The organism is Candidatus Methylomirabilota bacterium, assembly GCA_027293415.1.
Classification (GTDB): domain Bacteria; phylum Methylomirabilota; class Methylomirabilia; order Methylomirabilales; family CSP1-5; genus CSP1-5.
Window position 1 is genome coordinate 1 of the sequence record JAPUFX010000057.1, and the last position, 11,401, is coordinate 11,401.

The window sequence follows — 11,401 nt, forward strand, 5'->3', positions numbered from 1 at the left end:
GGCGCGCTGCCCTATCCAGTCCCCGGAAACTCCAGATCGCCGTTACCACCTGGGCGAAAATCCGATGACCGATTACCGGAGGATTTCGAAATTCGACATTCGAAATTCGAATTTAACTCTGAACTCTTAACTCCCTGAACCATGAACTCTGAACCCTGAACCGCGTGAACCATGAACCGTGAAACGACGACGATGAATGCGGCTGTGTACCAGGGGAATCGGCAGATTCGCCTGGACCAGCTTCCCCTGCCCAAGATCGGGCCGGGGGAACTCCTGGTCAAGGTCAGCGGATGTGGTCTCTGTGCGACCGACGTGTCCAAGGTGGATCACGCCCTCGTGACGCCTCCCACGGTCCTCGGGCACGAGGTGGTGGGAACCGTCTCGGCCGTGGGCGAAGGGGTCCGAGGAATCACGACGGGCGAGCGCGTGGTTGTCTCTCACCACGTCCCCTGCTATGCCTGCCATTACTGCAAACACGGCAACTTCTCGATGTGTCGGACCTTCAAAGCCTCCAATATCGACCCGGGAGGCTTTGCCGAATACATTCGGGTCCCGGCGCTGAATGTCCAATACGCCACGTTTCCGATCTTGCCTCCTCTAGAGGACGAAGAGGCCGCCTTCACCGAACCGCTCGCCTGCTGTATCAGGGGGGTGAAGCGACTGAATCCCCTCCTCTCCGACACCGTCCTCGTGTTCGGGCTGGGCTCCATCGGCCTCATGATGGTACAGGTCCTCAAGCTCCACCAGACCCGCGTGATCGGGCTCGACATCCTCTCGGACCGCCTCGAGCGCGCCAAGACCCTGGGGACGGACTTGACCCTTACCCCGGGACGCCCCGAGGTGGCCCAGGCGGTGCGGGATGCAACCAACGGCCGCGGGGCCGACGCCGCCATCCTGACTGCGGGTGGACCGCGGGCGTTTGCCGAGGCTGCCGACTTGCTCCGAGATGGTGGGGTCCTCGTCCTCTTTGCCTCCGAACCGGGTCAACCCCCGGTTGATCTGGACATCCACCGCTTCTTCCACCGCGAACTCAGTATCGTCAGCAGCTACTCCCCCTCTACCATAGAGCTTCAGGAGGCCCTCACTCTTCTTGCCGACCGAAAGGTCCGGGTGAAGGAACTCATCACCCACAGGGTTCCCTTGGCTGACCTGGCCCATGGCATGCGCCTCTTTCGGGAAAAGGACGCTCTCAAGGTCTTTGTCGAGGTAGGGATATGAAGGCAGTGGTGTTTTATCGTCCGGGAGATATCCGGTTTGAAGAGGTGGACACCCCAACGCCGGGACCCGGAGAAGTCCTGGTCCGGATCGGCTCGGCGCTGACTTGCGGGACGGATCTCAAAACGTACCGCCGGGGGCACCCGGTGATGATCAAAAAGACCCCCGCCCTTTTTGGCCACGAGTGGGCTGGCACGGTCGAGGGGGTCGGGGAGGGGGTCAGGCATATACGTGTGGAAGACCGCGTGGTCGCGGCCAACTCCGCCCCGTGCCACCGCTGCTTCCCCTGTCAAATCGGGCGGGTCAACCTCTGCGAGGACCTGGAGCTGCTCAATGGTGCTTACGCCGAGTACATCCGCGTCCCGGCCCGGATTGTTGAACAGAACCTCCTCACGATCCCGGACCATCTCACTTTTGCCCAGGCCGCCCTGGTCGAACCGTTAGCCTGTGCTCTCTACGGCATCGAGCGCTCCGGAGTGCAGCTCGGGCAGACCCTGTGTATTTTCGGGGCCGGACCGATGGGACTCCTCCTCACCCAGTTAGCAAAAGGCCAGGGGGGCAGGGTTTTGGTCGTGGGGAAGGGGGAGTTCCGCCTGAGAAAAGCCGCTGAGGCGGGTGCTGATGAGATCCTGGATGCAGCGCGGACAGAGAACGTGGTCGCAGAGGTCCGGCGGTTAAGCCCCGAGGGGCGTGGTGCCGACGTCACGATCGAGGCAACGGGGAGACCCGAGGTGTGGGAACAAGCGGTCGAGGTGACGCGCAAGGCGGGAACGGTGGTCCTCTTTGGGGGCTGCGAGCCTGGGACCACCTTTCAGGTCGATACCCGTCGGATGCACTACGAGGAGCTCACGCTCGTCGGTGTCTTCCACCACACCCCCCGCCACATCCGGGAGGCCCTTGCGCTCCTCGCTCAGGGAGTGGTGGACACGAATCTATTTCTCACCCACAGGATGGCGCTTGGCGCCCTACCGGAGGCCTTCGACCTCCTAGCCCGGGGCGAGGCGATCAAGGTTGTCCTGAAACCCTAAGTGACCGCGGTGCCGTGCTCCCTGCCGGCACATCCTTCTGGATCTCCGGGGGCAGGGCAAAGACCACATCCTCCCGGATTCCGTCCCATTCTTCCACCTGGCTCACTCCACTGCGGCGGAAGAAATCGATGGCCTCCTGGACCAGGTGCTCGGGCGCCGAGGCACCCGCGGTGATCCCCACGGTCCGGGCCCCCTCGAGCCACACAGGGTCTATCTCGGAGACATCATCGATCAGATAGGCCCGCACCCCGTCCGCCTGGGCTACCTCGACCAGGCGCATCGAGTTCGAGCTATTGGGAGAGCCGATGACCAGGAGGAGGTCGATTGTCCCGGCCATCTGTTTCACCGCTACCTGACGGTTCTGGGTGGCATAGCAGATATCATCCTTGGGGGGAAAGACGGCGCTGGGAAATCGCCGCTTGAGGACTGCAATGATCTCTCCGGTATCATCGATGCTCAACGTCGTTTGGGTGATCACCGAAACCCGATCCGGGTCCGAGACCTGGACCTGTTCCGCCTCCTCTACCGTACCCACGAGCTGCATCCGCCCCGGCGCATGGCCCATGGTGCCGATCACTTCATCATGGCCGGCATGCCCCACCAGAATGACCCAGCGGCCATCCCGATCATACTTGAGGGCCTCGTAATGGACCTTGGTGACGAGGGGGCACGTGGCGTCAATGACCCGAAGTCCCTTGGCCGCCGCCTGCGTCCGGACCTCCGGCGCGATGCCGTGCGCGCTGAAGATCACGCGGGCCCCGTCGGGCACTTCCTCCAAGTCGTCCACAAAGACCGCTCCCCGTCCCCCGAGCTCCTGCACTACGTGCGCGTTGTGCACGATCTCTTTCCGGACGTACACGGGGCTGCCGTACAGCTCCAGGGCCAGATTGACGATATCGATCGCCCGGTCCACGCCCGCGCAAAAGCCCCTCGGCGCCGCCAAGATCACCCGCTCGATGCCCATACGCCCCCCTATCGTCAGCCCGCCTTCTCCAGGGCCTTCACCGGCTCCCGGCAGCAGGCGGGAAGGTCATGGAATCTGGGTAACATAACGAGTCTAGTCAGGTGCTCTCACGCGGTCAAGCCCTTTCGGCAAACCTTACCCTGACTTACTCCGCCTCGCGGGCGCCCAACTGCTTATCCAAGAAGAACAGCGCTGCGGGCTGATCTCCGATCATTTTGATCTGGTCCACAACCTCGCCAGCATTTTTCTCCTCTTCCACCTGCTCTGTGATAAACCACTGGAGCATCACTTGGGTCGCGTAGTCACGCTCCTTAGCCGCCAGATCATACAGGCGGTGGATCATGCCGGTGACCTTCCGCTCGTTCTCGAGCGCTTGCTGAAAAACATCGAGCATCGACTTGAACTTCTGAGGCGGTTGTTCGATGGCCTGCAGCACCACGCGACCCTCCCGTTCGAGGACGTAGTCGAAGAACTTCATCGCATGCGATGCTTCTTCCTGGCTTTGCATGCGCATCCACCGCGCAGATCCCGACAGGTGGATTGTCTCGAGGTACGCCGACATCGAAAGGTACACATATGCGGAATATAGCTCGTTTTTGATCTGATCATTGATCGCTTTCTGGAGTGACTGGCTCAGCATGGTTCCAGTCTCCTTTCTGTATCCAGAGTTCGGTGACTTTTCCTTTAGCTGGCAGCTGATTGCTGACCGCTTATCCTCCTCTCAGCGGTCAGCCGTCAGCGGTCAGCTTCTGAATAAACACTGTAAGCATCCGTTTCACCTCGGTCACCTGACTTGCAAAGCGCTCGTATTCTACACTATCCAAAAAGCTGAGATCACAGGCGAGCAGTAAGTGGTATTCCAACTCGCTTGCCGAACCCATCGCAATCCGAAGAAAACGGGCAAACTCGGGATCTCCACCCCTTCCACAGCCTTCGGCAATGTTCGCGGGGATAGAAGCGCAAGAGCGTCGGATCTGACTTGTGAGGCCGTATAACTCATCTCTTGGAAACGTTGTGGTGGCGTTGTAAACCGCCAAGGTCAGGTGATGAGCCTTCTCCCACACTTTTAGCTCTCTAAAGTCCCTCATTCTAGGTACTTAGTTAGAAAGTCTTGGCTGATAGCTGACCGCTGATTGCTGAAAGCTGAAGTCTTAAACTATCGATCCGGCAGTTACCGCGAGACGGTCTCGATCGCTGTGGCAATCTCGCGACTGAGATTCCCGAGCGTCCGGCTCATGGCGGAAACCAACGCCTCGTAGTCCTCCGTACCGGCAGGCTCGCTAAAGCGTGATCTCCTTCTCACGAGCAGTTCTCTCATACCTTTCCCAAAGATGCTCCATCGAGCGATCAGCACCGCGTTCCCATCTGCGTCGCCTTCAAATCGAGTGACCTCCACCTCGACCTGGTAGTCGATCGGAGTCGACCCGTCCCATGGGAAGACGGCGACATGATGCGTCGCGAGCAGGATCGACAGATTTTCCGTGAGCGTGCGGGAGAAGTTGTGCCGCAGCGACTCTGCCCACCGATCGAACTCGGCAAGGTCGAGTTGATTCGGGCTGGCGCGGACCACGATCTGCGTCCGATCCAGATAGGGTGGAAGGTCGATAGGCCCGATCCCGACTGCGAGATCCCGCTCACCCGCTGCGACCTGTTTCCCCGCCTTCGCATCGGGGAGGGGACTCAAGAGATAGAATTTCGAGGGCTTGCTTTTCCCTATGCACCCGCCCAGCATGGAGGCGCCGAGGGCGACGACAACGAGTGGAAGAATGAGACGGCGCATGCTTTACCTCCTGCCACCCGGGCCGCCCTTGCCGGCAAGCAAGGCTTCTGGGTGTCGCTCGAGATAATCGGCCAAAACACGCAAGGAGCGCGCTGCCGCAGCCCCCTCAGAGAGCAGTTTCACCAGTTCGTACCGCACCGGCGAACCCTCTGCGAGGAGGCCTCTGTACGTCGCGAGCGTCGCCTCAGCTTCCTTCAGGGCGTCACGAGCCGCCGGCGTGACTTGGCTATCGAGGTCTCGGACCAGCTTCGAAGTCTGCGGTATGATCTGAGTATTGATGTCCTTGATCAGCTTCGAGGTCGGCGGCAGGACCTGCTCATTGATATCTCGCCCCACCTTGTCGTACGTCTTCAGGGTTTCGTTCGCGGAGCGCAGAACTGCCTTCACTTCGGGTGAATTCACCAGTTGATCCGCATGCCGGATCAGACTCAGCGCGGCATCACCGATTTCCCTGAGCGGAAGCTCTTGGATCGACGCGGTCAACTTTTCCATGCCTGATTCAACAGTCGGATACTCTGGAACATCGGTGTCAACGCCGACCAGCCTGATAGGACTGTCGGGATGAAAGTCGAGCTGGATGAATTTCTGGCCCGTCACAAAACTCTGCAATTGCAGCTGGGCTCTCAACCCACGTTTGATCAGTAGTTGAGAGACCGGTCGCCCAGCCGCCTGCATTTTATTCAGTTCGGCTCTTGAAATCCCAACTGTCTCAACCGTGTCCGTCTCGAATTCCCAGTACACCGGAGTCAGTATCGTCAACGGTTCCTCCCTGACGTTGAGTACCGCTTTGATGATGGTGACCTGACCGATCTTGACACCTCTGAAGGTCACCGGGGCCCCAATTTGTAGGCCCTTCACGGAACCGGGAAAGTATGAAACCCAGGGACGCGTAGTTTTCCAGAACTTGCCACTCCCGAAGACCAGCACTCCGACGACGAGCAGGGCCGCCGCACCCACGACAAAGCCACCGATGACTGCCGGATTCGCTTTTTTACCCATGACTCAACTCCCATCCCGGCCCGGGGCCAGATCCCGGGCCTTGTTATCACTTCGTTGCCGAAGCTATCTCGCCTCGGGTGAGAAAAGTGCGAATCTTCGGATTCGCCGACTGGTCGCGCAGGGTCTTGGGGTTCCCCACGGCGAGCATCGTCTTGGTCTCGGGATCAAGGAAGACCGAGCTGTCGGCAATACCAAAGATGCTCGCGAGTTCGTGCGTCACCACGACCACGGTTGCGCCGAGACTGTCTCGCAGCTCAAGGATCAGGTCATCCAGCAGCTTTGAGCTGATCGGATCGAGTCCCGCCGACGGCTCGTCAAAGAAGAGGATATCAGGGTCCATCGCCAAAGCCCGGGCCACGCCAACCCGCTTCTGCATACCCCCGCTGATCTCGGACGGATAATAATCTTCGAAGCCAGCCAGGCCCACCAGCGCCAGTTTCAGCGACGCGATTTCGCGAATCTCGCCAGCCCTGAGACTCGTATACTCCCCCAGCGCCAGGCCCACGTTTTCGGCTAACGTCATGGAGCTCCAGAGCGCACCACTTTGATAGCACACCCCGAAGCGTCGATTCATACGTTCGCGTTCCGACGGCTCTGCCTTCCAGAAATTCTTGCCGTCGTACAGCACGTCCCCGCGCGCCGGTGCCTTGAGTCCGATCAGGGCCCGCATGACCGTGCTCTTGCCACAACCACTCCCGCCCATAATAATGAAAATTTCGCCAGCTTTGACCGAGAAGTTCAGGTCGCGCTGGATCACGAAATCCCCGTAGGCCATCGTGACATTTTGAACCGTGATGCGCGCCTCGGACTGTGTCATTTCCTTGACACTCCTCTGTTGCTAGATACCGATCACATCGGTAACAACTGCAAGGATCCCGTCAAGTGTAATGATGAGGACAATGGCCATCACCACCGCCGAGGTGGTTGCTTCTCCGACCGCCTGGGCACTTCGCCCGCACTGAATGCCCCGCAGGCACCCGGAAACGGCCACGATGACGCCAAACACCGCGCTCTTGAAGAGCCCCACGGCAAGATCGTGCAGGTGGACCGCCTTCATCGTCTGGATGAGGTACTCCGTTGCGGAGATACCGAATCCCTGCGCCACGACGAGGCCGCCTAGGATGCTTACAAGGTCCGCATACAAGGTGAGCAGCGGCATCATCAACACGAGTGCCAGCATGCGCGGCAAGACCAGGAATTCCATGGGTGAGAGCCCCAGGACCTTGAGCGCATCGATCTCCTCGTTCACCTGCATCGTGCCGAGCTGCGCGGCAAACGCCGCCCCGGTGCGTCCGGCCATGATAATGCCAGTCATGATGGGCGCCATCTCGCGTATCATGCCCAGTCCCACAAGGTTGGCCACATAGATCTCTGCCGCGAATTGCCGCAGTTGGATCCCCCCCATAAACGCAAGGATCAGGCCCACCAGGAAACTGATGAGCGTAACAATGCCTAACGCGTTGGCACCACTCTCTTGTATGATCAGGAAGAGGTCCGATCGGCGGAAGCGTGCCTTCCCACGCAAGAACGTGAGGAACGCCAGCAAGGCCTCGCCCAGGAAGGCGAGCATTCCCTTTGCTTCTTCGACCGCAGCAATCGTCCCCTTGCCGACGCGGACCAGACGCGGGATACGAACCGCCTTCTTCGCCGCGCCCTCGCGCTCTGGAACCGCGGTGGCGAGTGCCAGGAGTCGTCTCACCCCCTCCGGCAGACCCGCCCGGTCCGTCTCGATCTGGTTCTGTGTGTTCTGAGTAAGGATCTTCAGCACGAAGGTGACGAACACAGAATCCCAGGCCGTGATACCCTGGGTATCAAAGGCGACGCGCTTGACCCGAGGGCCGGATGCAACCTGCTGCTCTACCTCGGTGTGCGAGGGCAGCTTATCCTGCATCTTCCAGCTCCCGGAGAGCCGGACAAGCAGCGTGTCGTCCGTCGGACGACTGAAGCTGATCTCGCTTTGCGAGGGGGTCGTTTTCGTCACGCTTTTCATATATTTAGCATTCAGCAATCAGCGTTCAGCGTTCAGCTAAGTCCTTCATTCGAAAGGGGAAGGGAGCCTACCTGATGTAGAGTCGTTTGTCAACCGTTGGTGCACAGCATGGTACGGCCAATATATTGCTTACCTATGAGCCGCCCAGTGCACTCTACATAGCAAGCCCTGGATCTGTAAATCAGGGCTGGACCCGTTTTTTCTATCGGGAAAACTGCTATGGTTTGCATCGGGGGAATCCCCTATGCCATCGAAGCGATACCGAGACCGATACCTCAACAACCTGGTCTGGGGGGGAATGAGGCGGTGGTGGACCGTTTGGACAATGTATGAGGGACGCGGCAAAGCGTACCCTGTCGTGACCCAAAGACGCAACCCATCCGCAACCGCTCTTGGTTCCCCGCCTACTTCGCAATCGTGATCGGGATGCCGACATCCTCGACATCACCCACAGCGATCTGGAACAAACGATTAAGAGACCGAAAAACGGATTTGTCCCACGGGGTGTCAGCAACGCTGTAATATTTTCCCGCGTACTTGATCGATGCGACATTGGCCGTAGGCTTGGCATCGGTGACATTGATTTGCAGCGTTACCGCTGGGCCTTCCTCAACCGGGCCTGTTCTTGGATCTTTCTTCACGTCGAACTCTCGAGTCTGTCCTATTCCAGCGGCAACAAAACGGATTATCGAGATCATGCTTCGCAGCTTGATCGCGCCTTGGATAGGGAAATCGCCTCCCGGATAGCCGGGACGTATATCCAGGTAGATGAAGTGCGTCGCGTTTCTCTTGATCTTATCGTTGAGCGCCCACCGTTCCTCGTCGCTGAGCGTTTGTGGGTCGTAATTCGTGACGACGACGCGGCCACTACTTAACCGGGTGAGCTTGTAGTTGCCGTCCGGCTTCTGACGCCACCTCATACCCATGGTGAAGCCGTCGTTGATATCCTCGGCGCGCGGCACCCCCTTGAAGTCCGCGACCAACGTTTCTGCGAAGACGAGCGAGCGAATAAAGAGATGCCGATTAACGTTGAGCCACTCCAGGTGCAGGGCGATCCGACGAAACTCTTCGTACTGTTTTGGGCGTGACGGATCGTTTCCGATATAGCGGACAAAAGTGCCGTCGAGCTTCTGGACCCGGATTGCAGCCGCCATCAGGCGCATCACTTCTTCCATTTTCTTTCCTTGGGTGACAGAGAACTCAAAGACGTCTTCATGGAGGGGTGTCAAAACGCGTTTCGTAAAATCCTGGCCAGAGACTGGAGTGATGCTGAATGTGGGGTTCTCGGACGCGCTGGCGCCGAGGTTAAAATTAAAGAAATTCGTACCCGCTGACTCCTCGAGCTGCCCACCCACCCCAACGGTCGTTGTCCAGTCAAACGTCGCAGCAATGCTCGATGTGACGGTAAAATGGACCGGGCGGCCCGCGTCATAGCGTGCGATATTAAGCAACAGCAACTGCTGCTCCAGTTCTGACGTGACCGCGTCATAACCGAGCACGGCTCGATGAAGCGCCGGCGCCCCCATACAGCCGGCGAGAACCATCGCCAGCCCGACAATCATCACTCTGAGATAGTCTGTCGAATGCCTTTGATCTTTTTTGCGCATGACCCCCTCCCTTTTACCCGATCGGGTCGACCTCGCGATTGGGTCCCTCGAACCTACCCTCACCGCCCCCTCTGTATCTTATGAGGGGCGGACGTCTTCTCCGGCCAGAGATCTGGGGCTTTCCGTGCAAGCTCGCCCTCGACTAATTTCGCGATCCAGGCTTGCTCCGTCGTGTCCTCGCGGACACAGTGCATTTTTATCGCCTTCTTGAGCACCCGCGTGACCCGAACATGAATCTGCGCGTTTTTATTAGGAGAACTAGCCATCTGTCACCGTCCGCTAACTTGGTATATTTATAACATGGTATATCTCTACCAAAATTCCCTGTCAAGAGAAATCTGCCCTCCTCATACCTTGTGTGTAACGAGGGCCTCTCAACAGGGAATACGGCGGCCGTAGACGGACTCGACGATGGAAGGGGTGGCAGATGGTACCTGCGGCAGAAATCGAAGGAGGGACTGCGTCAGAAGTGCCTGATCTGGTGGTAGGCCCAAGAGGATTCAAACCTCTGGCCTACGGATGCGTAGATCGAGGCACGGCACAGCAAATTCAATAAGTTCGGATGCTTGGGTGTGCGGGACGCGCCCTCACTTGGCGTCCTGCAGGCCCTTCTTGTAGCCGCGCTCTTCGGCCTTCTTGTTCTGGTCGACGATGAGGCCGCCAATCAGGCCCACCCCGGCCCCGATGCCAGCCCCGAGGGCAGGATTCCCGGCCATCGCCCCGATGGCCGCTCCACCGGCTGCCCCCATCACCATACCGCTTCCCGCCCGCTCGCCTGTGGTGGTACCGCAGCCGACGAGCGAGATCGCCACGGCCAGGATGGCCGTCACTGCCAATTTTCTTACCTTCATGAATCGCATCACTCTTTCCTCCCGGCCCCGTTACTTCGGACAGGGCCACTGTTGCAGAATGAAGCGGACCACCATGTCCTCGGGAGCGTCTTTCTGGTACTGCGGGTTCGCTTGCGCCCACGCGACGAACATCTGAATGGCCTCGTTGCGCGATGGCGGATTCTCCGGGAGGCACACTACCGGATCTAGTTTGGTAAAATCGACCAACATCCGGTATGTCCCCACCGCAAAGCCGAGACAGAAGTTGATCGCGGCTTGTTGTAAGGGGTCCTCATTGTCCGCCGTGCACAGCACGAGCAGATCCTTTCCGGTCCGAGCGTGAAAGTGCTCCTGCGTGGCGGCCCCAGACAACAGGAAACCCGCTAGCAGGAGCACACAGGTGCCCACCAGTCTCCGGCTCATCACCGCCCTCCTTCTAAGTCCGAGTCCTCGGCTACACCTCGTCAATTGGGCTTGTACTGGCAATCCTTTCCAACCCCCTTCGGAGTACTGACAAGCAAAGACTGCTTTTCGTTACCGCAAAAGGCCCCCTAAACCTACCCCGGGGTAGCCCTCCCTGTCAATCGGTACGCCCCCCCTTTTTTATCAGGGAAATGCCCATGGTTTGCACCGGGGAATCCCCTATGCCATGACGGGAGACCGAGAGGATCGAAACGGCACACAGGCTGGCGGGAGCACAACTACAGGACAGATTATTGCGAATCCGGTTTTCCCTTGACACGAAGTGCCTGTTTCCGTACCCTTTCGTCACCCAAAGGGGAGTCCTTATCACCTGATCTGGGGAGATTGTAAGCGATCTTCGTTCACTAAATGAGTGTTTTTCCGTATCCGTGGACCCTTCAGGCTCATGCTCTCTTGCAAACCTCCCTTGCTTGTTTGTTTGGCGACTCTCTGCTTATTTGCCTTTCTCCCACGAAGGATCCGGATCACGGGGTAGATCACGGTCGTGCAAAAGGTCCCGAGTGAA

Annotated in this window: 12 protein-coding genes; 2 read left to right on the forward strand and 10 right to left on the reverse strand. The window is 58.8% G+C overall.

The features are described from left to right. Positions 1–171 precede the first annotated feature (171 nt). Together O6929_04290 and O6929_04295 are read left to right on the forward strand one after the other, a co-directional pair. Positions 172–1,218, forward strand: a complete 1,047-nt coding sequence (locus O6929_04290; protein MCZ6479617.1) for an alcohol dehydrogenase catalytic domain-containing protein — start codon at positions 172–174, stop codon at positions 1,216–1,218. Continuing rightward, on the forward strand, positions 1,215–2,243 hold the full coding sequence (locus O6929_04295; GenBank protein ID MCZ6479618.1) for a zinc-binding dehydrogenase: 1,029 nt from the start codon (positions 1,215–1,217) through the stop codon (positions 2,241–2,243). Before O6929_04290 ends, O6929_04295 begins: the two co-directional genes overlap by 4 nt. Here the strand turns inward: O6929_04295 and O6929_04300 are convergent. From O6929_04300 to O6929_04345, 10 genes are all read right to left on the reverse strand, one after another. After that, positions 2,221–3,207: a 4-hydroxy-3-methylbut-2-enyl diphosphate reductase gene (locus O6929_04300; GenBank protein MCZ6479619.1), complete on the reverse strand. Its 987-nt coding sequence runs from the start codon at positions 3,205–3,207 to the stop codon at positions 2,221–2,223. The genes O6929_04295 and O6929_04300 overlap by 23 nt on opposite strands. Before the next feature lie 145 nt (positions 3,208–3,352). Beyond that, positions 3,353–3,847: a ferritin gene (locus O6929_04305; protein ID MCZ6479620.1), complete on the reverse strand. Its 495-nt coding sequence runs from the start codon at positions 3,845–3,847 to the stop codon at positions 3,353–3,355. Positions 3,848–3,935: 88 nt separating this feature from the next. Beyond that, the gene (locus tag O6929_04310; GenBank protein ID MCZ6479621.1) at positions 3,936–4,295 is read right to left on the reverse strand and encodes a four helix bundle protein; all 360 of its coding nucleotides are present in this window, start codon (positions 4,293–4,295) and stop codon (positions 3,936–3,938) included. Positions 4,296–4,378: 83 nt separating this feature from the next. Next, positions 4,379–4,987, reverse strand: a complete 609-nt coding sequence (locus tag O6929_04315) for a PqiC family protein (GenBank protein ID MCZ6479622.1) — start codon at positions 4,985–4,987, stop codon at positions 4,379–4,381. 3 nt (positions 4,988–4,990) lie between these two features. Beyond that, positions 4,991–5,986, reverse strand: coding sequence for an MlaD family protein (locus O6929_04320; protein ID MCZ6479623.1), 996 nt, complete (start codon positions 5,984–5,986; stop codon positions 4,991–4,993). Positions 5,987–6,032: 46 nt separating this feature from the next. Then, positions 6,033–6,803 (reverse strand): ATP-binding cassette domain-containing protein, encoded by a 771-nt coding sequence (locus tag O6929_04325; protein ID MCZ6479624.1) that lies wholly within the window; start codon positions 6,801–6,803, stop codon positions 6,033–6,035. 21 nt (positions 6,804–6,824) lie between these two features. After that, a complete protein-coding gene (locus tag O6929_04330; GenBank protein MCZ6479625.1) occupies positions 6,825–7,976 on the reverse strand; it encodes an ABC transporter permease in 1,152 nt (383 codons plus the stop codon). Positions 7,977–8,380: 404 nt separating this feature from the next. Continuing rightward, entirely contained in the window at positions 8,381–9,583 is a 1,203-nt protein-coding gene (locus O6929_04335) for a hypothetical protein (protein ID MCZ6479626.1), read from the reverse strand. A gap of 587 nt (positions 9,584–10,170) precedes the next feature. Further along, entirely contained in the window at positions 10,171–10,434 is a 264-nt protein-coding gene (locus O6929_04340; protein ID MCZ6479627.1) for a glycine zipper family protein, read from the reverse strand. A gap of 30 nt (positions 10,435–10,464) precedes the next feature. Beyond that, positions 10,465–10,836, reverse strand: coding sequence for a Rap1a/Tai family immunity protein (locus O6929_04345; GenBank protein ID MCZ6479628.1), 372 nt, complete (start codon positions 10,834–10,836; stop codon positions 10,465–10,467). Between the last annotated feature and the right edge of the window lie 565 nt (positions 10,837–11,401).

Excerpts from the sequence above, each read along its gene's own strand:
- O6929_04290 (MCZ6479617.1), top strand. The coding sequence starts at position 172 with ATGAACCGTGAAACGACGACGATGAATGCGGCTGTGTACCAGGGGAAT.
- O6929_04340 (MCZ6479627.1), bottom strand. The coding sequence starts at position 10,434 with ATGAAGGTAAGAAAATTGGCAGTGACGGCCATCCTGGCCGTGGCGATC.
- O6929_04335 (MCZ6479626.1), bottom strand. The coding sequence starts at position 9,583 with ATGCGCAAAAAAGATCAAAGGCATTCGACAGACTATCTCAGAGTGATG.
- O6929_04295 (MCZ6479618.1), top strand. The coding sequence starts at position 1,215 with ATGAAGGCAGTGGTGTTTTATCGTCCGGGAGATATCCGGTTTGAAGAG.
- O6929_04305 (MCZ6479620.1), bottom strand. The coding sequence starts at position 3,847 with ATGCTGAGCCAGTCACTCCAGAAAGCGATCAATGATCAGATCAAAAAC.
- O6929_04300 (MCZ6479619.1), bottom strand. The coding sequence starts at position 3,207 with ATGGGCATCGAGCGGGTGATCTTGGCGGCGCCGAGGGGCTTTTGCGCG.
- O6929_04325 (MCZ6479624.1), bottom strand. The coding sequence starts at position 6,803 with ATGACACAGTCCGAGGCGCGCATCACGGTTCAAAATGTCACGATGGCC.
- O6929_04320 (MCZ6479623.1), bottom strand. The coding sequence starts at position 5,986 with ATGGGTAAAAAAGCGAATCCGGCAGTCATCGGTGGCTTTGTCGTGGGT.
- O6929_04345 (MCZ6479628.1), bottom strand. The coding sequence starts at position 10,836 with ATGAGCCGGAGACTGGTGGGCACCTGTGTGCTCCTGCTAGCGGGTTTC.
- O6929_04330 (MCZ6479625.1), bottom strand. The coding sequence starts at position 7,976 with ATGAAAAGCGTGACGAAAACGACCCCCTCGCAAAGCGAGATCAGCTTC.
- O6929_04310 (MCZ6479621.1), bottom strand. The coding sequence starts at position 4,295 with ATGAGGGACTTTAGAGAGCTAAAAGTGTGGGAGAAGGCTCATCACCTG.
- O6929_04315 (MCZ6479622.1), bottom strand. The coding sequence starts at position 4,987 with ATGCGCCGTCTCATTCTTCCACTCGTTGTCGTCGCCCTCGGCGCCTCC.